This window comes from Pseudomonas monteilii NBRC 103158 = DSM 14164 (assembly GCF_000730605.1).
Lineage (GTDB): Bacteria > Pseudomonadota > Gammaproteobacteria > Pseudomonadales > Pseudomonadaceae > Aquipseudomonas > Aquipseudomonas monteilii.
In genome coordinates this window covers 88,155-109,795 of sequence record NZ_BBIS01000017.1, presented here as the reverse complement: position 1 = coordinate 109,795, position 21,641 = coordinate 88,155, and the positions used below count along the sequence as shown (strand labels likewise).

The 21,641-nt window shown below is 62.8% G+C and carries 25 protein-coding genes and 1 pseudogene; 12 read left to right on the top strand and 14 right to left on the bottom strand.

Annotated features, from left to right (window positions below; translation table 11 throughout):
* Positions 1–9 precede the first annotated feature (9 nt).
* Positions 10–981 carry a magnesium and cobalt transport protein CorA gene (locus PM2_RS10220; protein ID WP_016715080.1) on the top strand — a complete coding sequence of 324 codons (972 nt, stop codon included), beginning with the start codon at positions 10–12 and terminating at the stop codon, positions 979–981.
* A 33-nt stretch (positions 982–1,014) separates the two neighbouring features.
* Here PM2_RS10220 and PM2_RS10215 read toward each other — a convergent pair whose 3' ends face one another.
* On the bottom strand, positions 1,015–1,746 hold the full coding sequence (locus tag PM2_RS10215) for an amidotransferase (protein ID WP_019096934.1): 732 nt from the start codon (positions 1,744–1,746) through the stop codon (positions 1,015–1,017).
* Between the two features lie 528 nt (positions 1,747–2,274).
* On the opposite strand from PM2_RS10215, the gene PM2_RS10210 reads away from it, so the two are divergent.
* Positions 2,275–3,075, top strand: a complete 801-nt coding sequence (locus PM2_RS10210; RefSeq protein ID WP_016715078.1) for a cytochrome c — start codon at positions 2,275–2,277, stop codon at positions 3,073–3,075.
* Between the two features lie 54 nt (positions 3,076–3,129).
* On the opposite strand, the gene PM2_RS10205 is transcribed toward PM2_RS10210, so the two are convergent.
* The 4 genes from PM2_RS10205 to PM2_RS10190 all read right to left on the bottom strand — a co-directional run bounded on the left by PM2_RS10205 (position 3,130) and on the right by PM2_RS10190 (position 6,410).
* On the bottom strand, positions 3,130–3,462 hold the full coding sequence (locus tag PM2_RS10205) for a ribonuclease E inhibitor RraB (RefSeq protein ID WP_016715077.1): 333 nt from the start codon (positions 3,460–3,462) through the stop codon (positions 3,130–3,132).
* Positions 3,463–3,641: 179 nt separating this feature from the next.
* Positions 3,642–3,878: a hypothetical protein gene (locus PM2_RS10200; RefSeq protein ID WP_016715076.1), complete on the bottom strand. Its 237-nt coding sequence runs from the start codon at positions 3,876–3,878 to the stop codon at positions 3,642–3,644.
* Positions 3,879–4,019: 141 nt separating this feature from the next.
* Positions 4,020–6,077, bottom strand: a complete 2,058-nt coding sequence (locus PM2_RS10195) for an LTA synthase family protein (RefSeq protein ID WP_016715075.1) — start codon at positions 6,075–6,077, stop codon at positions 4,020–4,022.
* A gap of 141 nt (positions 6,078–6,218) precedes the next feature.
* Positions 6,219–6,410 (bottom strand): PLDc N-terminal domain-containing protein, encoded by a 192-nt coding sequence (locus PM2_RS10190; protein ID WP_012271091.1) that lies wholly within the window; start codon positions 6,408–6,410, stop codon positions 6,219–6,221.
* Between the two features lie 126 nt (positions 6,411–6,536).
* Between PM2_RS10190 and PM2_RS10185 the strand changes: the two genes are divergently transcribed.
* Entirely contained in the window at positions 6,537–7,475 is a 939-nt protein-coding gene (locus PM2_RS10185; RefSeq protein WP_016715074.1) for a ZIP family metal transporter, read from the top strand.
* 62 nt (positions 7,476–7,537) lie between these two features.
* Here PM2_RS10185 and PM2_RS10180 read toward each other — a convergent pair whose 3' ends face one another.
* Both PM2_RS10180 and PM2_RS10175 read right to left on the bottom strand, forming a co-directional pair.
* Positions 7,538–8,068, bottom strand: coding sequence for a hypothetical protein (locus PM2_RS10180; protein WP_016715073.1), 531 nt, complete (start codon positions 8,066–8,068; stop codon positions 7,538–7,540).
* Positions 8,069–8,128: 60 nt separating this feature from the next.
* Positions 8,129–8,653 carry an ankyrin repeat domain-containing protein gene (locus PM2_RS10175; RefSeq protein WP_016715072.1) on the bottom strand — a complete coding sequence of 175 codons (525 nt, stop codon included), beginning with the start codon at positions 8,651–8,653 and terminating at the stop codon, positions 8,129–8,131.
* Positions 8,654–8,918: 265 nt separating this feature from the next.
* Between PM2_RS10175 and PM2_RS10170 the strand changes: the two genes are divergently transcribed.
* Positions 8,919–9,191, top strand: a complete 273-nt coding sequence (locus PM2_RS10170) for a DUF3509 domain-containing protein (RefSeq protein ID WP_016715071.1) — start codon at positions 8,919–8,921, stop codon at positions 9,189–9,191.
* Between the two features lie 61 nt (positions 9,192–9,252).
* On the opposite strand, the gene PM2_RS10165 is transcribed toward PM2_RS10170, so the two are convergent.
* From PM2_RS10165 to aroC, 3 genes are all read right to left on the bottom strand, one after another.
* Positions 9,253–9,789, bottom strand: coding sequence for an oxidase (locus tag PM2_RS10165; RefSeq protein WP_016715070.1), 537 nt, complete (start codon positions 9,787–9,789; stop codon positions 9,253–9,255).
* Positions 9,789–10,943 (bottom strand): MFS transporter, encoded by a 1,155-nt coding sequence (locus PM2_RS10160; RefSeq protein ID WP_016715069.1) that lies wholly within the window; start codon positions 10,941–10,943, stop codon positions 9,789–9,791. The genes PM2_RS10165 and PM2_RS10160 overlap by 1 nt, the downstream gene beginning before the upstream one ends.
* 75 nt (positions 10,944–11,018) lie before the next feature.
* Positions 11,019–12,110 (bottom strand): chorismate synthase, encoded by a 1,092-nt coding sequence (gene aroC, locus PM2_RS10155; RefSeq protein ID WP_016715068.1) that lies wholly within the window; start codon positions 12,108–12,110, stop codon positions 11,019–11,021.
* 175 nt (positions 12,111–12,285) lie between these two features.
* On the opposite strand from aroC, the gene PM2_RS10150 reads away from it, so the two are divergent.
* Together PM2_RS10150 and PM2_RS10145 are read left to right on the top strand one after the other, a co-directional pair.
* Positions 12,286–13,248, top strand: a complete 963-nt coding sequence (locus tag PM2_RS10150; RefSeq protein ID WP_028698658.1) for an alpha/beta hydrolase — start codon at positions 12,286–12,288, stop codon at positions 13,246–13,248.
* A gap of 65 nt (positions 13,249–13,313) precedes the next feature.
* Positions 13,314–14,096, top strand: coding sequence for a hypothetical protein (locus PM2_RS10145; RefSeq protein WP_016715066.1), 783 nt, complete (start codon positions 13,314–13,316; stop codon positions 14,094–14,096).
* Between the two features lie 49 nt (positions 14,097–14,145).
* Here PM2_RS10145 and prmB read toward each other — a convergent pair whose 3' ends face one another.
* Positions 14,146–15,054, bottom strand: coding sequence for a 50S ribosomal protein L3 N(5)-glutamine methyltransferase (gene prmB, locus PM2_RS10140; RefSeq protein WP_016715065.1), 909 nt, complete (start codon positions 15,052–15,054; stop codon positions 14,146–14,148).
* A 180-nt stretch (positions 15,055–15,234) separates the two neighbouring features.
* On the opposite strand from prmB, the gene PM2_RS10135 reads away from it, so the two are divergent.
* From PM2_RS10135 to PM2_RS10115, 5 genes are all read left to right on the top strand, one after another.
* Positions 15,235–15,825, top strand: a complete 591-nt coding sequence (locus PM2_RS10135; RefSeq protein WP_016715064.1) for a cysteine hydrolase family protein — start codon at positions 15,235–15,237, stop codon at positions 15,823–15,825.
* Positions 15,826–15,911: 86 nt separating this feature from the next.
* On the top strand, positions 15,912–16,232 hold the full coding sequence (locus tag PM2_RS10130) for a hypothetical protein (RefSeq protein ID WP_016715063.1): 321 nt from the start codon (positions 15,912–15,914) through the stop codon (positions 16,230–16,232).
* 60 nt (positions 16,233–16,292) lie between these two features.
* A complete protein-coding gene (locus PM2_RS10125; protein WP_016715062.1) occupies positions 16,293–16,853 on the top strand; it encodes a Smr/MutS family protein in 561 nt (186 codons plus the stop codon).
* A 70-nt stretch (positions 16,854–16,923) separates the two neighbouring features.
* Positions 16,924–17,469 carry a GTP cyclohydrolase I FolE gene (folE, locus tag PM2_RS10120; protein WP_028698659.1) on the top strand — a complete coding sequence of 182 codons (546 nt, stop codon included), beginning with the start codon at positions 16,924–16,926 and terminating at the stop codon, positions 17,467–17,469.
* Between the two features lie 59 nt (positions 17,470–17,528).
* Positions 17,529–17,900, top strand: a complete 372-nt coding sequence (locus tag PM2_RS10115) for a glutaredoxin family protein (protein WP_016715061.1) — start codon at positions 17,529–17,531, stop codon at positions 17,898–17,900.
* 35 nt (positions 17,901–17,935) lie between these two features.
* Here the strand turns inward: PM2_RS10115 and PM2_RS10110 are convergent, their stop codons facing one another.
* The gene (locus tag PM2_RS10110) at positions 17,936–18,538 is read right to left on the bottom strand and encodes a glutathione S-transferase family protein (protein ID WP_016715060.1); all 603 of its coding nucleotides are present in this window, start codon (positions 18,536–18,538) and stop codon (positions 17,936–17,938) included.
* 145 nt (positions 18,539–18,683) lie between these two features.
* Between PM2_RS10110 and PM2_RS10105 the strand changes: the two genes are divergently transcribed.
* Positions 18,684–19,874, top strand: a complete 1,191-nt coding sequence (locus PM2_RS10105; RefSeq protein WP_016715059.1) for a benzoate/H(+) symporter BenE family transporter — start codon at positions 18,684–18,686, stop codon at positions 19,872–19,874.
* Between the two features lie 83 nt (positions 19,875–19,957).
* Here the strand turns inward: PM2_RS10105 and PM2_RS32055 are convergent, their stop codons facing one another.
* Positions 19,958–20,662 (bottom strand): methyl-accepting chemotaxis protein, encoded by a 705-nt coding sequence (locus tag PM2_RS32055; protein WP_373459426.1) that lies wholly within the window; start codon positions 20,660–20,662, stop codon positions 19,958–19,960.
* 204 nt (positions 20,663–20,866) lie between these two features.
* Positions 20,867–21,346, bottom strand: a pseudogene (locus PM2_RS32050) (methyl-accepting chemotaxis protein); the annotation flags it as partial.
* Positions 21,347–21,641: the final 295 nt, after the last annotated feature.

The window sequence follows — 21,641 nt, the reverse complement described above, 5'->3', positions numbered from 1 at the left end:
CGGGCAACCATGGGTCGTGTCGTGGCATCGGCGGTGTACAGCGCCGGCAGAAAGGTCACCAACATCAGCATCGACGAAGGCAGCGAGTGGGCGCGCAAGCCGGGGCATTTCGTGTGGATCGGCCTGGAAGAGCCCAACGCCGAGGAGCTGGCCAACCTGCAGTGCCAGTTCAACCTGCACGAACTGGCCATTGAAGATGCCCTTGAAAAGCACAGCCGGCCCAAGCTGGAAACCTTCGGTGACGCGCTGTTCATCGTCACCTATTCGCCGGTGCGCCACGAAGGCAAGCTGGAATTCATCGAAACCCATATCTTCGCTGGCAACGGCTACATCATCACCTGCCGCAACGGCCACTCCAAGTCCTACGCCATGGTGCGCCAACGCTGCGAGGCACGGCCATTGCTGCTGGAGCATGGCGAAGACTTCGTACTGTACGCCCTGCTCGACTTCGTGACAGAAAACTACCAGCCGGTCAGCGAAGCCATTCATGGCGAGATCGAAGAGCTGGAACAAAGCGTGCTGGGGGGCTCGCTGCAGGAGGACGACATCCGCCGCCTGCACAGCCTGCGCCGCGACATCCTGCGCCTGCGCCGTTATGTGGCGCCGATGGTGGAAGTGAGTGAAGAGCTGCAGCGCCTGAGCTTCCCGTTCATCGACAAGAACATGCGGCCCTACTTCCGTGATGTGCAGATTCATGTGACGCGGCAAATGGAAGACCTGGCCGGCATCCGCGACATCGCCAGCCAGACCATCGAGATCGGCATGCTGCTGGAGTCGTCACGGCAAAGCATCGTTCAGCGCAAGTTCGCGGCCTGGGCGGCGATTTTGGCGTTCCCCACGGCCATTGCCGGGGTTTACGGGATGAACTTCCAGAACATGCCGGAACTGGCTTGGCACTATGGGTATTTCGGGGTGCTGGGTGTAATCGGGCTGGGGTGTGCGGGGTTGTATGCCAGCTTCAAGAAGTCGGGCTGGCTTTGAGATTGTGGGGGCCGGTTTGAGGCCCCCAGCCTCTTACGCCGCGTCGTGCTTGCTCACCGGCTGCTGGATAAAGCGCAACATCCACTCCCCCACCAGGTCGCCCTGGTGCTCGGTGGCCAGGCTGGCCACGGCCTTGTGGTACACCTCATCTCCCAGGAATTCCTGACGCGCATCCAGCAATGCGCGGGAATAGTCATGCACGAACTCCGGGTGGCCCTGGAAGCACAGCACCTGGTCACGAATGTGGTACGCCGCATTCGGGCAGAAGTCGCTGGAAGCAATCACCGTGGCGCCTTCCGGCAATTCGGTCACCTGGTCCTGGTGGCTGATCAGCAAGGTCAGCTCCGACACTTCCGGGTCCATCCACGGCGCATGGGCCGCCAGCGAGTAGCGATGAATGCCCACGCCCCAGCCCTTGTCGGCCCGCTCGGCCTTGCCACCCAGGGTCAATGCCAGCAACTGGTGGCCAAAACACACCCCCAGCAGCTTCTCGCCACGTTCGTACAATTTCAGCAGGTAGGCCTTGAGGGTCTGGATCCACGGGTCGGAACCAAACGAGTCAGCCTTGCTACCCGTCACCAGGTAGGCATCGAACACTTCACTGTCGGCGGGATAATCGCCGTTCATCACGTTGTACACACGGAATTCGGCGGCGATCGGCTGACGCGAAAAGAGCTGCTCGAACATCCTGCCGTAGCCTTGGTACTGCGCGGTCAACTCCGGTCGCAGGACATCGGTTTCAAGGATGCAGACGCGTAACGACATAGGGGTAGTCCTGAACGACATGGGTGGGAATCTGCTGTAGAGACTGACGCGAAAGACACGTACAAGCAAGTAGGTTGCACTGACGAACGGTCACATTTCGTCGGCGCCCGCCAGGTACTTGCGCCACTGTCTAGCCAGAGCATGCCAGCCGACTGGCACATGGCCTCATAGCAAAAAGAAATCATCTACCAACACTGTTAGAAGAAAGGGTTCTCAAACATGGATGCCACACACCCTACTGTTGGTTGTATATCCACTTTCAAGAGGCAGGCAGTTCAGGCGCCACGCGTCGTTGCTGCGATCGACCCGAAGTGCGACAAGGAAGCCAACGGGTATTCAGGAATAACAAAAAGAAGGCGGTCCGCCATGTTCAGACAATCGAAAATTCGCCAAGCTGGGCTCATTCTCTTCGCCACCACTTTACTGCTGATTTTGCCGAACCTGACACGCTTGTTCGGCTGACAGTGGCGATGGCGCCACCGGGCAATACACAGGTAACCTGCTGGCCTTGATGGTCGGAGATTGCCCATGCGCCACTGCCTTGCCTTGTTAGCGTTGCTCCTGAGCCTGCCGCTGTCGGCGGCGCAGCTGCACCTTGAACTGGGCGCCAATACGCGCCAGTGGAGCAGCACCGAACTGCTTGACCACCCGCAGGCTCGGGATATCAGCATCGAACAAGACGTTTCCTACAAACGCCCCATGCACTATCGGGCGGTGCCGTTGGCCACGCTGCTAAAAGGCGTGAGCGCCGGTGATCACCTGCAGGCCGTGGCGCTGGATGGCTTTGCCGCTGAAATGCCCGCTGCGCCACTGTTGCAGCAGGGGCCGGCACAGGCCTGGCTGGCGGTGGAAGACCCAGGCCAGCCGTGGCCGGCACTGGGCCAGGGCAAGCCGAGTGCGGGGCCGTTCTACTTGGTGTGGACTGCGCCGCAGGCCAGTGGCATCCGCCCGGAGCAGTGGCCGTTCCAGATTTCCACCATTCGCATGCTCGCGCCGGTGGCGCAGCGTTTTCCCGCGCTGCTGCCCGCCCCCAAGCTGCCGGCCGACAGCCCGGTGCTGCAGGGTTTTGCATTGTTCCAGCAGAATTGCCTGGCGTGCCATCGACTGAACGGTGCAGGGGATGCGCAGGTGGGGCCGGATTTGAATGTGCCGCACAACCCTACCGAGTATTTTCGGCCAGAATACCTGCGCAAGCTGATTCGGGCCCCGCAAAGCCTGCGGCAATGGCCGCAAGCGAAGATGCCGGGGTTTGACGAGCGTGTGTTGAGTGAACAGGAGCTGGATGCGTTGCTGGCCTATCTGGGGCACATGGCCAAGCGCAGACCTTGACGCCCGCGTGTGCTTCTTCGCGGGCGAACCCGCGAAAAAGGCAACACAACACGCTTAGGCAATCGGCCGCTCATGCTTGACGCCCCACCCTTCCACCTCTCCCCCATAAGGTGTCACCAACTGTTCAAAGGCCTCTTCAAAGTCGCCAATCCCGCCATAGGTGGCATACATGACCTTGCTCAGTTCCAGGTGCCAGGCACCGTCGCCCAGCTCCTTCACCTGGGCATTGAGCGATTCGCCACGAAACTGCCCGGCCGCGCGGCGGGCCCCTGCTTCGTCGGGGAATACGGCGTAAAACTCGATGGGGTGGATCTGGGTGAAGTCGAACCCGCCTGCTTTCATCTGGCGCAGGACGTTGCTGCTGATATCGTCGTTCTGGCTGCTCATGAATCGTCCTCCTGAATAATGCTATGGATAGACTTTCCGTGCACTACGCACCTGCCGGCAGTCATTGGCCAGGCAGTTCGAGCTGATGCAAGACGCGAATTGAAGCGGTGCCAACCCGCAGAATAGGCGGCACCTTCCAGTAGCGTAGTGCCTGCAAAGGCGCCACGCAAACGTGTGTATCAGGGTGCTTCGTGAATGCTGGTGATAGTCACGCCGCTATGTTCTTTCAGCCAGCGGGCGGTGGGGGAAATGGTGCGGTCCTGGAAGTCGTTGAGGTCCAGCTCGTCCATCACCGGGAACAGGTGCGAACGGATGGCCCGCGCGGCGTCCTCTTCGCTGGGACAGTGCTCGGCCCGCAGGGTCATGGTGGACGGTTCGCCTTTCTGATCGGCAAAGATGACTTCCCACGCTTTCATTGAACGAGCCCTCTCAATTCAAGAACACCAGTTGGGTGATGCCTGAATAACTGACCTTGGGGCTGGGAGAATGTTCAGTCTGCGCTGGCCTCTTCGCGGCTTTAGCCGCGAATGGGCCGCAATGCGGCCCATGTAGCAGCGTTACTTCGGTGTGCCGTGCACCACGCCAGCGGTGTTATCCAGCAAGCTCTTGGTCGCGGTCTGAATGTACGCTTCGAGCTTCTTGAGCATTTCCGGTTGGTCCGGGCTTTCGATCAGCTCAGCCTTGAACTCGCTGCCCAGCTGGTAGCGGTACATGCGCGGGCTCATGTCCTTGGACTCGATCAGGATGCGGTCGCCCTGTACCAGGCCAACGATCTGCTCGCTGCCCGACGGCTTGATCATGCCCACACCCTGGTCGCCTTCAGGCAGGTTGAGCAGGTCGCGGCCCCAGCACTGGTGACGGGTCTGGCCACCCAGGCGGCCCATGATGGTCGGCACGATATCGACCTGGGTACCCACGGTGTGATTCACCGCACCGAACTTCTCCTGAATGCCCGGGGCAATCAGCAGCAACGGTACGTTGAAACGGCCCAGGTCCAGCTCGGTGACCTGCTGGTGGTTGCCAAAGCCGTGGTCGCCGACAATGACGAACAGCGTTTCCTTGAAGTAAGGCTCTTTACGCGCCTTCTCGAAGAACTGGCCCAGCGCCCAATCCGAATAACGCATGGCGGTGAGGTGCTCGTCCAGGCGGCCCTGGCCGGTGACCTTCTCGACGGGCAGGTCTTTCGGCAGCGCGTAAGGCGTATGGTTAGACAGCGTTTGCAGCAGCGCGTAGATCGGCTTCTTGCCGTCGTGCTTGGCCAGTTCCTCGTTGCCGCGGTCGAACATGTCCTGGTCGGACACACCCCAGGTCGGGTCGGAGAACACCGGGTTGACGAAGTCGTTACGGCCGATGAAGGTGGTCATGCCCTGGTTGCCGAAGAACCCGGACTGGTTGTCCCAGGCAAAGTCGCCGTTGTAGACGTACACGTCGTCGTAGTCGCGGGCGCTAAGCAGGGCCGGCAGGCCAGACAGCTTGTGGCCGCCTTCCGGGGTTTGCATCAGGTACTCGAAGCCTGGCAGGTTGGGGAAGCAAGCCATGGTGGCAAACATGCCCTGGTGGGTATGGGTGCCGTTGGAGAAGAAGCGGTCGAACAGCAGGCCTTCTTTGGCCAGCTTGTCGAAGTACGGGGTGATGTTGTTGGGGCTGCCCAGCGCGCCCACCGAGTGGCCGGCAAAGCTCTCCATCAGGATCACCACCACGTTCTTGATCGGCAAGGTGCGGTCAGCCGGCGGCACGAAGTCACGGCGGATGGCAGCCTCGTCGGCATCGACCAGGGTATCGTTGGCGGTCAGCAGCTGTTCGCGCACGCTTTGCGTGGCCACGTTCTGCTCCAGCACCGGCTTCCAGATGTTGGCGCGGTCTTCGCCGAAGCGGCTCTTGGCGGCATCGATCAGGGTCAGAGTGCCGTTCAGGCCCAGCTGGTTGACGAAGTTGGAATCGGTGGTGAAGGCATCACCCCAGCGCATCGGCGGCCCTTGGCGCAGGGTGCCACGGGCAGCGACCACGGCCACCAGCAAAATCACCATGAACACCGCCAGGCGGTTGTACCACGGTGCAACGCGCTGCACGCCCTCACCCCGGGTGGCACGGTCAATACCCTTGAACAGCAGGCTCAACAGCCAGGTGCCGAAGGCCCAGGCCAGCAGGTAGCGCACCACCGGGAAGCCGTACCAGAGCATGCTCATGACGGTTTTCGGGTCTTCCTTGATGTACTGGAACACCAGGCCGTTGAGGCGCTGGTGGAACTCGCGGTAGAAGTCCATCTCCATCAGGCCGAGGAACATCACCACGCTGGAGGTAAGGGTCAGCCAGAAGCGGAACACGCCACGCCGGGCCATGGCCCAGGGGCTGAGGATCGCCAGCAGCAGCGGGATGCTGAGGTACACCACCACCCGCAGGTCGAAGCGCAAGCCGTTGAGGAAGCCTTCGGCTACCGTGGAATACGGCGTATCGCCGACCATGTCACTGTTGTAGACCAGCAGCGCCAGGCGCACCAGGCTGAGCATCAGCATGATCACCAGGCCACTGAGCAGCGTGTAGGCCAGGTGGGATTTCAGGGTCGGCGAAAACGACGTTCGCGCGCCCTGTTGCTTCAAGGCGTCCGTGTTAGCCATGAATGGGAAGGTCCTAGGATTGCGGTTTGCGAAGAGGCGCTGGCGCTAGGCCAACGCAGCATTGTGCGGGTGCGGATTCTGTTTAAACCAATGTGAAAATTTTGTCACTGGGGTGTTGCGGGTTTTGTCTGTGCCGGCCTTTCAGATGCGCACATTCCCCCGCGGCCCCGCGATGGCCCAAATAACCAGCCCCACCACCGGCAGCAAAGCGATCAGCAAGATCCACAACACTTTGATGCCCACCTCGCTGCCACTCTTGATCACATTGAGGATGGCCCAGATATCCAGCGCCAGAATGATCAGCCCTACCAGGCTGTTGAATGTAGACCCCATGCTTAAACTCCTGTCAAAAGGCTTTGCTGCACAGCATAGTCAGCTATCGCGCCGATAGAAGCGAATCCTTGGCGGCTGGCGCAGGTCTCTGAGTAGACTGCCTGTATTCATTGATTCGAGGTTCGTATGCCCTCCGCCCACACGCAAAGCGCCACCCCACCCTCACTGCTGAACGCCTGGCGCCAGCAGGCCGTGAACACCCCCTGGCTCAGCGCCGGCCTCGGTCTTAGCCTGCTGGCGGTGGTCGTGCTGCTGGGCGCCAGCGTGTGGAACGCGGTAAACGGCGACCACGCCGACAACCTGCACCTGGCCGTGTTGGGCGGGTTGTCCGGCTTTGGGGCTACCGCGCTGGGCGCTGTGCTGGCGGTGGTGCTGCGCGATGTCAGCGCCCGCACCCAGGACGTAATGCTGGGCTTTGCCGCCGGCATGATGCTGGCGGCCAGTTCGTTTTCGCTGATTCTGCCGGGCCTGGATGCCGCGCGTGAAATTACCGGCAACGGCCCGGCTGCGGCCTTTACCGTGGTGCTGGGCATGGGGTTGGGCGTGCTGTTGATGCTGGGCCTGGACCGCTTCACCCCGCACGAGCATGAAAGCACCGGCCCCTGCGGCCCCGAAGCCGAGCGCATCAGCCGGGTGTGGCTGTTCGTGCTGGCGATCACCCTGCACAACCTGCCTGAAGGCATGGCCATTGGTGTGAGCTTCGCCAATGGCGACATGAGCATCGGCTTGCCGCTGACCAGCGCTATTGCCATTCAGGACATCCCTGAGGGGCTGGCCGTGGCCCTCGCCCTGCGTGCCACCGGGTTGTCGAGCCTGAAGGCGGCGCTGGTGGCTATAGGTTCGGGGCTGATGGAGCCACTGGGGGCGGTGATCGGGCTGGGGATTTCCACAGGCTTTGCCCTCGCCTATCCAATCAGCATGGGGCTGGCGGCGGGGGCGATGATCTTTGTGGTCAGCCACGAAGTGATCCCGGAAACCCACCGCAACGGGCACCAGACGGCGGCGACCCTGGGGTTGATGGGTGGGTTTGCGGTGATGATGTTTCTGGATACCGCGTTGGGCTGAAGTTTCACGTTGCCTGTACTGGCCTCTTCGCGGGCTCGCCTGCGAAGAGGCCATAGGCGAACTCAAATGTGGACGGCGACCTTCAGGGCTTCCAAAGCCGGCTCCACCTTGATGCCCACCTCTGCCCCCAACTCCAGCACCCGCGCCAGGTCGTTCTGCCCCACCATCACCATCTGCAGCTCGTCATCCAGCAACTGGCTGAAGTTCAGCAGCACATAACCCCCAGCCTCTTTGTTCAACGCCCCCATCTGCACCTGAATGCGGTTGAGCGCGGTCAGTGGCTCGGTACGGGCCAGCTGCTTGGGCTTGAGGGTGAACGGCACGCTGTTGTCGAACGAGTCGCTGATCTGCTGGAACAGGTCCTGGTAGCTGTCAGCCTGGAATACCACGGTGTCCGGCAGGCTGCCCAGCACCACCCATTCACCCAGCGGAATCGGGAACGTGTCGTCGTAGTTGATATCGGGGTTGGCGGCCAGGAAAGCAGCCGGGTCAGCATAGGCCTGGGCGGCCTCGTCGGCGATGCGCTCGATGTCGGCCTCGCGCATGCAGCCAGCGCCAATGAGGCTGATGAATTCGAGCAACTGAGTTTTCATGAAAGGGGGCCTGCGACGGGTGAAAAGTCGCCAAGGATAGCCGCAAATGCCCCCAGGTGGTTAGCCGGCCAGCGTTTGCAGGCGGGCGGCGGCGTCTACGGCCCCCATGGTTTGCGCCGCCATCAGCGCAGTGGCGCCACGGGCATCCTGGCGCGCCGGGTCGGCGCCTTGGGCCAGCAGGTAGTCGAGGATCTCGCTGCGATTGAACATGGCCGCAAGCATCAAAGCCGTGCGCCCGTCCTGCGCAGCGGCGTCCACAGGGACGCCGTGCTCAAGCAACAACCGGATCATCGCCAGGTCCCCCTTGAAGGCGGCCCCGGCGATAGGCAGCTGGCCGTTGTCGTTGGCAATCAACGGGTCGGCACCGTGGGCCAGCAGCACGCGCACTGCTTCGTGGTGGCCGTGGTAGCTGGCCAGCATCAGCAGGGTATCGCCCTTATGGTTGCGCAGGTTGGCCGGCAGGCCGCTGGCGAGCAGGCGCTCGATCATTTCGGCATCGCCTTGGCGGGCACGTTCGAATACCTGCTCGGCGAATGCGGCGGTTTCGTCGTCGGTCATGGTGGCGGGGGTGGTCTGGCGGGTCATCGGAACCTCCTGGCATAAATGATTGCCCAAGTGTTTGTCAGGCACGCCAGTGCGGTCAAAGGTTCAGTTTCTATGGGGCCGATAGGCAATGCCTGACTCGTGCAGAATGCACTGTGCAAAATGCATGACCATGCAACCTGCACGGTGGCGCCTTCGTAGAACTTCCGTAACGCCCTGTATTTACTGGTTTTTTCATGAAATTCAGATCTGGCACGGTCGCTGCAAATATCTACTCATGTCTGCCACACAACAGCCAGGAGTTGATATGGACCTCATCCAGCAAAAGTTCGTCTCGGTATTTTCTGCTTACCAGGTCAATACCCAGGCCCGTCCCGATGGCGGCGTGCTGCTGACCCTGCGCGCAGCCGATGGCAAGGTTACCCGCCGAGTGCTGACCTATGCGCAACTGCACAGTGCCGAGCAGCTGTCATGGGCGATCAGTGCCATTCGCCGTGACCTGGCTGAACAGGCTAGCGAATTGCCGGTGATTTCGATGTTGCAGAGCCAGCAGCGGTTTGCCCTGCCGACCTACCGCTGAGGTTTGTGTTGCCTGACCGGGTCTCTTCGCGGGCAAGCCCGCGAAGAGACCCGCAAAGCAACTACAACTCGTCAATCCCCAGAAACGCCCGCGCAGTCACATCCCCGGTAAACCGCGCCTGCGCACCCTGCTCGCTGCCATACAACCGTAGCGCCAGGCAAAACGGCGTACCCCCCAGCTCCACCCAGCGCCGCGTCCCCGCCGGCACCACCAACTGGTCACCCTTCTCGCACAGCACCGAATACACCTGGTCGCCCAAACGCAGGGCAACCTGCGCACGGCCGCTGACTACGGCAAACACCTCTTCGGCGTCATGCACATGTTCATCGCGCACATCGACCTGCGCCGGGTCTTCACCGTCGCGGTTCAACAGCACGAATGCCTTGCTGCCATGCGCCGTCATCAACTGATCCAGATGCTCACGGCATGCGTCCAGCACCTCGCCTTCGGCCGTACCAGGGCGCACCCGCAAGCCATGCCCGGCGTGCACAAAACGCACGCCTTGCTCGGCCAGGGTGGCGACGATATCGTCGTGGTGCGTCAGCACCTTGTTCGGCAGTTCCGGGCTGGAGGGGTGGAAAACACTGAGAATGCTCATCAGGGGCGGGTCCTGGTCGGTTGCGAACAAAGGGCAATGATAACGGCTGCGGCCAAGGCTGCGGCACTGGCCATACCAAAGGTGAAGGTGGGGCCCAGCAGTTTCCAGCTGTAGCCCGAATACAACGCCCCCAATGCGCCCCCGGTACCCGACAGTGCCGCATACAGCGCCTGGCCCTGGCCTTGTTGGCGGGCGCCGAAGCTGGCCTGCACGAAGGCGATGCTGGCGGCATGGAAGCAGCCAAAAGTGGCCGCATGCAGCAACTGGGCAAAGATCAATACGGCAGGCTCACCTGCCAGGTTGCCCAGCAACAGCCAGCGTACGGCCGCCAGCAGGAAACTGGCCAGCAACACCCGCTGCACGCTGAAGCGGGCGAACAGGCGGCTCATGACCATGAACATCAGCACTTCGGCCACCACCCCCAGCGCCCACAGCAAGCCGATGGCACCACGGCTGTAGCCCAGGTGCTCCAGGTGAAGGGTCAGAAACGTGTAGTAAGGCCCATGGCTGAGCTGCATCAGCGCCACGCAAGCGTAGAACGCGACCACCCCGGGGGCACGCAGCTGCCGCAAAAAGCCACCGGCGCTGCTGCGCTCACCTTGCTCCACCGGCTGGGCATTGGGTACCCACAGGCTCGCGGCGACAATGCCGGCCATGATGGTGACCAACGCCACCGGGTAGATGTCCAGGCTCAGCCATTCGAACAGGCGGCCCAGGCCGACCACGGTCAGGATGAAGCCGATCGAGCCCCACAGGCGCACCTGGCTGTAGCGGGACGTTTGCCCGTGCAGGTGGGCCAGGGTAATGACCTCGAACTGGGGCAGTACCGCGTGCCAGAAGAACGCGTGCAAGGCCATTACCAGCGCCAGCCACGCGTAACTTTTGCCGAAGAAGATCAGGGCGAAGGTGGCCAGGGTGCATAACGCCCCCAAGCGCACGATCAGCAGGCGCTGCCCGGTGCGGTCGCCCAGCCAGCCCCACAGGTTGGGGGCAACGCAGCGCATCAGCATGGGGATGGCCACCAGCTCGCCGATGCGTGCCGGGGAGAAGCCCAGGTGGTCGAAGTACAGCGCCAGGAAGGGGGCGGTGGAGCCTAACAGAGCGAAGTAGAAGAGATAGAAGCTGGACAGGCGCCAGTAGGGGATCGGGGACATGGGTTCAGCCAATCATGTTGTTACATGTACCTGCCTCTTCGCGGGCGTGCCCGCGAAGAGGCAGGTACAAGTGAATCAGAGCTGGCCCAGCACCGGGGTATTCACTTTTACATCAGCATTCTGCGCACGGTGACGCAGCAGGTGGTCCATCAGCGCGATGGCCATCATCGCCTCGGCGATCGGCGTAGCGCGGATGCCCACGCACGGGTCGTGGCGGCCTTTGGTGATGACGTCCACCGGGTTGCCGTCGATGTCGATCGAACGGCCCGGGGTGGTGATGCTGGAGGTCGGTTTCAGCGCCAGGTGAGCAACGATCGGCTGGCCCGAGGAAATGCCACCCAGGATGCCGCCGGCGTTGTTGCTGAGGAAGCCTTCCGGGGTCAACTCGTCACGGTGTTCGGTACCACGCTGGGCAACGCTGGCGAAGCCGGCACCAATTTCCACGCCCTTGACCGCGTTGATGCTCATCAGCGCGTGGGCCAGTTCTGCGTCCAGACGGTCGAAGATCGGTTCGCCCAGACCCGGCATCACGCCTTCGGCCACCACGGTGATCTTGGCACCCACCGAATCCTGGTCCCGGCGCAGCTGGTCCATGTAGGCCTCGAGCTCCGGTACCTTGTCCGGGTCGGGGCTGAAGAAAGCGTTCTGCTCCACCGATTCCCAGGTCTTGAACGGGATTTCGATCGGGCCCAGCTGGCTCATGTAGCCACGCACGGTAATGCCCTGGGTGGCCAGGTATTTCTTGGCAATGGCACCGGCAGCCACGCGCATGGCGGTTTCACGGGCCGAGCTGCGGCCACCACCACGGTAGTCGCGGATGCCGTACTTGTGATGGTAGGTGTAGTCGGCGTGGGCCGGGCGGAACAGGTCCTTGATGGCCGAGTAGTCCTTGGACTTCTGGTCAGTGTTGCGAATCAGCAGGCCGATCGAGCAGCCCGTGGTACGGCCTTCGAACACGCCAGAGAGGATTTCCACCTCGTCGGCTTCCTGACGCTGTGTGGTGTGCCGGCTGGTGCCGGGCTTGCGCCGGTCGAGGTCGTGCTGCAGGTCGGCCAGGGAAATCTCCAGGCCCGGAGGGCATCCATCGACAATGGCGACCAACGCCGGGCCATGGCTTTCGCCAGCGGTGGTGACAGTGAACAGCTTGCCGTAGGTATTGCCGGACATGGACGCTCCGCGAGTTCTGCCTGAGGTGAACGAAAGCGGCAGTATACAGATGGTTTGCTCGCCTGTGCTGGCCTCTTCGCTGGCTGGGCTGCGAAGAGGCCGAGCCAGCCTTGCACTGCCAGAGAACCTTCCAACGAACATTAGGTCAAAGCTGCATCTCCCCATGTAGTACTGCATGATGTCGCGCCTCGTCGCCCTGCTCTTCCTACTGTGCACCAGCCTGGCCCAGGCCGCCGCCGCCACCGTGCTGCAACGCCCCATCGACCTGGACACCGGCCAGGGCGTGCTGCACGGTAGCCTGCTGTTGCCGCAACAGGCCACGCCGCCGCCGGTGGTGCTGATCATCGCCGGCTCCGGCCCCACCGACCGCGATGGCAACAACCCGGCGTCGGGCCGGGTCGACAACCTCAAGCGCCTGGCCCTGCTGCTGGCCAACGAGCACATCGCCAGCGTGCGCTACGACAAACGCGGGGTGGCCGCCAGCCAGCCGGCCACGCCTGACGAGCGCGACCTCAGCGTGGAGCGCTACGTAGCGGATGTGGTCGCCTGGAGCCACAAGCTGAAAGCCGACCCCCGCTTCGGCCAGCTGATCCTTGTTGGCCACAGCGAAGGCGCGCTGATCGCCAGCCTGGCCGCCGAGCAGGCAGGTGCCAGTGCGGTGATCACCCTGGCCGGCAGTGGGCGACCGCTGGCCGAAGTCCTGCGCGAACAGCTGGCCCGTCGCCTGCCACCAGCGCAACTGGCCGGGGGCAGCGCCCTACTCGATCGCCTGCAAGCCGGGCAGACCAGCCTGGAAGTGCCCGCGCCGCTGCGCCAGGTGTTCCGCCCCAGCGTGCAGCCGTACCTGATTTCGCTGTTTCAGCAAAACCCGGCAGCCGCCTTTGCCCGCCTGCCCATGCCCGCCTTGATCGTGCAAGGGCGCAACGATGTGCAGGTGGATGTGGCCGATGCCGAACGGCTGAAGGCAGCCAAGCCGGATGCACAGCTGGTGCTGATCGACGGCATGAACCACATGCTGCGCATCAGCCCCAAAAGCATGAGCCAGCAGCGCGACAGCTACCTCAACCCAGAACTACCGCTGGCACACGAGCTGGGTGAGCGAATTGTGACGTTCATCCAGCATTTGCCTTCCGCGTAAAGTAATCGGGCTCAGGTCCTCGGCAAGCCTGCCGATACAGCAGGCATAGCCGAGGACTTGCCCTGATGACAATCGCCCCCGCCGCCGTAGAGCCGGCCGAAGAGCCCCAGCCAAGCGCCGCCCTGCCCTGGGCCGACCTTGCCGCCGAACATTTCCAGCTACTGCGCCTGGCAGCCCTGCCCACAGACCGCAGCACCGGCGCGCGGCCGCTGCGCTTTGTACAGTTCGGCTATGCCGAGCGCCACGACAAGGCACACAGCCTGTTGCGCATGGAAATCCAGCTGCCCGGGCAGAAAGTACACAAAGAGCAGAACCGCCTGGACATCCGCGTCGACCATGCCGAGCGCCTGGTACGTATCGGCAATGAACATGGCCTGCAACTTGAACCGGTGAACCGTGGTATCGGCCGCTTCATGCTGGCCCAGGCCGTGCAGTGGCTGCAGCGCAAGTGGTCGCACTATCGGGTGGAGGGCATGGCGCTGCCGAGCAAGGATGCGTTGAACGAGGACTCGCGCCTGCGCCGTGACCACTGCTTGCGCGGGGTGGGTATCGAGGTGGAGTACGAGGACAGCCAGCATTTGAAGGGCCGTACCGTGGACATGACCGTGGGCCAGCTCAAGGTCGCCTGGAGCAGCGAGCGGCTGCAGCGGGTAGAGATTCTGGATGCCGCCAACCTGCTGCAGCAGGCCGACCAGCAGTTGCAGGAAAAGGAAGGGCAACTGCGCGAGCGTGATGAGCGGGTGGCCAAATACCAGCGCGAAGACGGCGGGTTGCGCTTTACCATTACCTGTCTGGTGGCGTTTGCGGTGTTTCAGGCGGGGTTGTTGATCTGGATCGCCACCCGCTGAGACCGCGTGAGCCGATGGAGATTGGGGCCGCTTTGCGGCCCCAAATGGCTCAGACCCGGGCTTTGAACAGCTCCTGATGCTGGCGGCACTGCTCAGCGGTCAGCATGAACACCCCATGCCCGCCGCGCTCGAACTCCAGCCAGGCAAAGTCCACCTCAGGGTACAGCGCCTCGACATGCACCTGGCTGTTGCCCACCTCGACAATCAGCAAGCCCTTGTCAGTCAGATGGTCTGCCGCTTCGGCCAGCATGCGCCGCACCAGGTCCAGGCCGTCGTTGCCGCAGGCCAGGCCCAGCTCGGGCTCGTGGTGGTACTCGGCCGGCATGTCGTCGAAGTCTTCGGCATCGACATACGGCGGGTTGGACAGGATCAGGTCGAAACGCTGCCCCGGCAGGCCGCCAAAGCCATCACCCTGCACGGTGTACACGCGGCCGTCGAGGCCGTGGCGTTCGATATTCTGGTTGGCCACCTCAAGCGCCTGGAACGACAGGTCGGCCAGCACCACCTCGGCCTCGGGGAACACGTCGGCAGCTACGATGCCGATGCAGCCCGAGCCGGTGCACAGGTCGAGAATGCGCGCAGGCTCGCTGGCCAGCCACGGTTCGAAGCGTTTTTCGATCAGTTCGCCAATGGGTGAACGCGGTACCAGTACCCGTTCGTCGACGATGAACGACATGCCGCAGAACCAGGCCTCGCCCAGCAGGTAGGCGGCAGGCACGCGCTCTTCAATGCGGCGTTTGAGCAGGTGCTGCAGGCGTACCCGCTCGTCGTCCTCGAGCATGCAGTCCAGGTAGCTGTCGGCCACCTCCCATGGCAGGTGCACCGCACCCAGCACCAGCAGGCGGGCCTCGTCCCAGGCGTTGTCGGCACCGTGGCCGAAGAACAGGTCGTGCTCGTGGAAGCGGCTGACCGCCCAGCGGATGTAGTCGCGCAGCGTGCGCAGACGGGATGTGATCACGGGGTACTCCTATTTCAGACCGGACAAAAGTCTAACAGCCCCACCCGCACATTTGTTCCTTTGCCTTACCCAAAGGCTAGCCACAGGCCAGTAACCATGCCGCTTGCGTTGTCAACCATTCCCATTGGCGCCAAGGCAGGGGACAATAGGTATACAAAAGCCCTATCCAAGGAGCCCTTGATGTCCGTTCCAACCACGATGTTCCGCCTCACTGGCCGCGACTACCCGCCGGCCAAGCTGAGCCACGCCAGCCTGATCATCATCGATGCGCAAAAGGAGTACCTCAGTGGTCCCCTGCAGCTGTCGGGCATGGACGAGGCCGTGGCCAACATCGCCAGGTTGCTCGACGCCGCGCGCAAAAGCGGCCGTCCGATCATCCATGTGCGCCACCTGGGCACTGTCGGTGGCCGCTTCGACCCACAGGGCCCGGCCGGCCAGTTCATTCCGGGGCTCGAGCCCCAGGAAGGCGAAATCGTCATCGAAAAGCGCATGCCTAACGCGTTCAAGAACACCAAACTGCACGAAACCCTGCAGGAGCTCGGCCACCTGGACCTGATCGTCTGCGGTTTCATGAGCCACTCCAGCGTCAGCACCACCGTGCGCCGCGCCAAGGACTATGGTTACCGGTGCACCCTGGTGGAAGACGCCTCGGCAACCCGCGACCTGGCCTTCAAGGACGGGGTAATCCCGGCCGCACAGATCCACCAGTGCGAAATGGCCGTGATGGCCGACAACTTCGCTTGCGTGGCCCCCACCGCCAGCCTGATCTAAGGGGCTGGGCACGACCGCCCGGCAGCCGGGCGGAACCCGATGGGCGGCAGCAGGTCGAATTCCGGATATCCACAGAGGAGAGCGGAATGAAGCTTAAAGGCAGTTTCGACGCCAAGCGCCTGCGCCCGCGCCAACCGCGTAACTGGGGCGCCCGCCTGGCGGCCGGCCTGTCGGCCCTGCTGGCGACCTTGGGCGTACTGCTGGCCATGGCCGGTGTTGCCGGCCTGCTGGGCAATTACCCTGCCCTGCAAGAACTCAATGCCAACAAGCCGCTGTCCAGCATCCTCACCGGGGCTGGCTTGCTGCTGCTGTGGCTGGGTGTGCGGTTTTGGCGGCGTAGCCGTATTCGCTTGCGTCGCGGGCGGGAGTTGAACCTGTCGCCACACCTGATGAAGAAGCATGATTGAGGGCTTGGTATCACCTGCGCCCCACAGTCGCGTAAACTACGCCGCCAACGTGGAGGCATCATGCAAGACGACGATTTTTCCCTGTTCAAGGCCGAAGTGCGCGGCGTAAAGCAAATCCGCCACGACCGTGCCGAAGTCGGCAAGCCCAAAGCCGACCGCCAGCAGCTGGCTGGCCTTCGCCAGGCAGCGACAGTGCGCAGTGACAAGGCCCTGGTGATCGACGGCATGTCCGATCAGTTCGTTATCGACGTTGGCGCTGAAGACGAGCTGATGTGGCGCCGCGACGGCGTGCAGGAAGGCCAGTTGCGCAAGCTGAAACTGGGGCAAATTCCGTTCGAAGGCAGCCTCGACCTGCACGGCATGACCGTGGAAAAGGCCCGCGAAACCCTGTGGGACTTCATCGCCGAAGCCACCAAGCTGGAAGTGCGCTGCGTGCGGGTGACCCACGGCAAGGCTGCCCGCCTGGACGGCAAGCGTCCGATGATCAAGAGCCACGTCAACACCTGGCTGCGCCAGCACCCGCAGGTGCTCGGTTTTGCCTCGTGCAGCGCCCGCCACGGCGGTACCGGCGCGGTGTATGTGATGCTAAAGCGAACCATGCTCGAAGGCCGCGACGAGTAACGCCGCGCTTGCAGCGCCGCCCTCACCGCCGTACCCTTCGTTTTTGCGATTTTTTCCCACAGGTAGATCCATGTCCCTGGAACAGAACTACACCGAGATCCTCAGCCAGATTGGCGAGGACGTCTCCCGTGAGGGCCTGCTCGACACGCCCAAGCGGGCTGCAAAGACGATGAAGTACCTTTGCCGCGGTTATGAGCAAACACTGGAAGAAGTCACCAACAACGCTTTGTTCAGCTCTGACAACAGCGAAATGGTGCTGGTCCGGGACATCGAGCTGTATTCGATGTGCGAACACCACATGCTGCCGTTCATCGGCAAGGCACACGTTGCCTACCTGCCTAAGGGCAAGGTACTGGGCCTGTCCAAGGTTGCGCGTATCGTCGACATGTACGCCCGCCGCCTTCAGATCCAGGAAAACCTCAGCCGCCAGATCGCCGAGGCCGTGCAGCAGGTAACCGGTGCCGCCGGTGTGGCCGTGGTGGTCGAAGCCAAGCACATGTGCATGATGATGCGCGGTGTCGAGAAGCAGAACTCGACCATGATCACTTCGGTGATGCTGGGTGAGTTCCGCGAGAACGCCGCCACCCGCAGCGAGTTCCTCAGCCTGATCAAGTGATTGGCTGCTGACCCCAAGCCGACCCTGCCGGGTCGGCTTTTTCATTTCAGGAGTTGCCCATGATCGTCAAAGCCCTGCGGGTTGGCCTCGGCCAGCTCATCGTGTTCGGCGACTGGATCAGCCGCCCGGCCAAGCGCAAACGCGACGCCGCCGCCCAGGCCCGCATCGAGCAAGCGGCCAAGGGCCTGGCGCTGTACCAGTTCCACGCCTGCCCGTTCTGCGTCAAGACCCGCCGCACCCTGCACCGGCTGAACGTGCCGGTGGCACTGCGCGATGCCAAGAACGACCCGGTGCACCGTCAGGCCCTGCAAGAGGGTGGCGGCCGGGTGAAAGTGCCGTGCCTGCGCATCGAAGAAGGCGGCAAGGTAACCTGGATGTATGAATCCAAGGCCATCATTGCTTATCTGGATGAGCGCTTTGCGTCGGCCTAAAAGCGCTGCAAGGCTCTGTGGGAGCGTGTCAGCTTTTAGCCCACCATCGGCACATGCCGCGGGTGGCTGCTGACGCGTTCCAGCCAGGCCCTTACTGCCGGGTAATCGGCCAGATCGAACCCGCCCTGATGCGCCACATGGGTATAGGCATACAGCGCCACATCGGCAATCGAATACTGCTCACCCACCAGATACGGCGTCATCTGCAACTGCCGCTCCATCACCTTCAGTGCCTTGTAACCACCCTTGTGCAGCTTGCGGTACTCCTCCAGGCGCTCATCCGGCAGCCCCAGGTAGAACTGGATAAACCGAGCCACGGCAATGTACGGCTCGTGGCTGTACTGCTCGAAGAACTGCCACTGCAGCACCTGGGTACGCAAACGCGGCTCGCTGGGCAGAAACTCGCTGCCATCGGCCAGGAAGTTGAGAATGGCATTCGACTCCCACAAGTAACTGCCATCTTCCAGTTCCAGCACTGGCACCTTGCCGTTAGGGTTCATCGCCAGAAACTCGGGCGTTTCGGTCTCGCCCTTGAGGATATCCACCGGGTGCCATTCATACGGCCGGCCCAGCAGGCTCAACATTAGCTTGACCTTGTAGCAGTTGCCCGACTGGTAGTCGCCATAGACCTTGTACATTGCCCCTCCCCTTCCAAGCAGTTTCGCATTTGCGCCCAATAGTTGGCGACTGTACGGCTAAAAGCAATGGCCGCTGTATGGCAAGGATCAACCTTGCGCGCTGTAGTCTGAAAAAACTGCTTACACCTTTACAAGGACTTTGTTCATGACCGATGCCACCTCCGCACGCCTGCGGCCCCTGGCAGACAGCTCCCCGTCGGCGGTCGTCGCCGGCTTTATCGCCATGCTCACCGGCTATACCAGTTCGCTGGTGCTGATGTTCCAGGCCGGCCAGGCAGCCGGGCTCACCACTGCACAGATTTCGTCCTGGATCTGGGCGCTTTCAATTGGCATGGCGGTGTGCAGCATCGGCCTGTCACTGCGCTACCGCACACCGATCACCGTCGCCTGGTCCACCCCCGGTGCCGCCTTGCTGATTACCAGCCTGGGCGGCGTGAGCTATGGCGAGGCCATTGGCGCCTACATCACCTGCGCCGTGCTGGTGCTCATCTGCGGCCTGACCGGCAGCTTCGAGCGTCTGGTCAAACGCATCCCGGCTTCGCTGGCCTCGGCGCTGCTGGCGGGTATTCTGTTCAAGATCGGCAGCGAAATCTTCGTTGCCGCGCAGCACCGCACGTTGCTGGTGCTGGGCATGTTCTTCAGCTACCTGCTGGTCAAGCGCCTGTCGCCGCGCTACTGCGTGCTGGCCGCGCTGCTGGTGGGCACTGCGTTATCCGGGGCCCTGGGCCTGCTCGACTTCAGCGGCTTCCAGCTGGAAGTGGCCAAACCGGTATGGACCACGCCGAGCTTCTCGCTGGCAGCCACCATCAGCATCGGCATTCCGCTGTTCGTGGTAGCGATGACCTCGCAGAACATGCCCGGCGTGGCTGTGCTGCGTGCCGACGGCTACCAGGTGCCGGCCTCGCCACTGATCTCGGCCACCGGCTTTGCCTCGCTGCTACTGGCACCCTTCGGTTCGCATGGGGTCAACCTGGCGGCGATCAGCGCGGCGATCTGCACGGGGCCGCATGCCCATGAAGACCCGGCCAAGCGCTACACCGCAGCAGTGTGGTGCGGGATTTTCTACGGTATTGCCGGGGTGTTCGGCGCAACCCTGGCGGCGTTGTTTGCGGCACTGCCGAAGGAGCTGGTGCTGTCGATTGCCGCCTTGGCGCTGTTTGGTTCGATCATGAACGGGCTGACCGTGGCCATGAGCGAGGCGCGTGAGCGGGAGGCGGCGTTGATCACCTTTATGGTCACGGCTTCGGGGCTGACACTGTTTTCGATTGGCTCGGCGTTCTGGGGGATTGTGGCGGGGGTGGTGACCTTGATGATCCTCAACCCGCGTCGGGTATGAAGGTAGATTGGCGTTAGGGTTGAGATCGAGCGCCGCGCGGGCGGCGCTCGATTTCAGAACCAACAAAAATCCCAAGACCAACACTACAACCTGAAATGCCCCACCATCCCCTTCAAATCCGTGCCCAACTGCGCCAGCTCCACACTGGACCTGGCATTGTCCTGCATCGCCAACGCCGCCTGATCCGCGCTGCCGCGAATCTGCGTCACGCTACGGCTGATTTCTTCCGCCACCGAACTCTGCTGCTCGGCCGCTGCGGCGATCTGCTGGTTCATCTGCTGAATCAACGAAACCGCCGACGCAATGCTGCCCAGCGCGCTCTCGGTCTGTAGCGCATCTGCCACCGCCAGGCGCACCAGTTCGGTACTGCCGCGAATCTGCGCCACCGACTGCTGGGCGTTGCCACGCAGGCTGGCGACCAGTGTCTCGATCTGCTCGGTAGACTGCCGGGTACGCCGCGCCAGCGCGCGCACTTCATCGGCCACCACGGCAAAACCACGCCCCTGCTCACCCGCACGGGCGGCCTCGATGGCAGCATTGAGCGCCAGCAGGTTGGTCTGCTCGGCCACGCTCTTGATCACTTCCAGCACATCGCCAATGGTGTGGATTTCGGCACTGAGGCTGTCGATACCGGCACTGGCCGTTTCTGCCGCAGACGCCAGCTGCTCGATGCGCTGCATGCTCTGGCGCACCACTTGTTGCCCCGACTCGACCTTGTCGTCCGCAGCCTGTGCCGCCTGCGCCGCTTCCTCGGCATTGCGTGCCACATCGTGCACGGTGGCGGTCATCTGCTGCATGGCGGTGGCCACCTGTTCGGTTTCCTCTTTCTGGCTGCCCACCTCGCGGTTGGTTTGCTCGGTCACTGCCGACAACGCCTGGGCATTGCCCGCCAGTTGTTCGATACCTTGCTGCAAGCCACTGACAATACCCGACAGGCCCGCCGCCATCTGCTGCATGGCCTGCATCAGTTGCCCCACTTCGTCGCGACGCGGCGCCTGGACGTCGAACGACAACTCGCCAGCGGCAATGCGCTGGGCGCGGGCGATCACATGCTTTAGCGGGCCGACGACCGCACGGGTAATCAGCCAGGCTGCCAGCAAGCCGACAACCAGCGCCAATGCCGTGGCCAGGCCAATAGCTATGGCATTGCGCTGCAGCTCGCCCTGCAGCACCTGCTCCTGGCCCAGATAGGCCTGGTCGACCCGGCCGGTGACTTGCTCGGCGCTGGCTTGCAACTGGGCTTTGAGCCCCTGCTCACGGGCCAGCTGGTCGGTGTATTCGTTGAGTTTTTCCGAGAAGCTGCCAATGTGCCCCGCCACCTCGCCCAATACACTCTGGTAACCGGCATCACTGACCGCACCCTGCAACTGGCTCACCAGGCTGGCGGCCTCCACTGTCTGGGCAATACGCTCCTGGCTTACGCCCTCTTCGCCTTTGCGGCTTTTTTCCAGGCGTACCCGCGCTTCGTCCATGGCCTGCAACATCAACCGCGACACCTGCGCCACCTGCGCAGCCTGCTCCAGAAACTCGCCGCCCTGCTGGCCCTGGGACTGTTTGAGGGTGTACACACCGTCATCGGCCAGACCGGCCTGCAGCACATCGAGGTTATTGGCCACGCTGGACACCGACCAGCTGGCCATGTCCAGTGCCAGTTCCTTGGCCTGCACGGCCTCCACAAAGGCCTCGAAAGCCTGGCCGTAGGCTGTCAGGTCGCTTTGCGCCGCCGCCAGCGACGGCAAGCCACGGGCGCGCTCGGCAAGGCCCTGC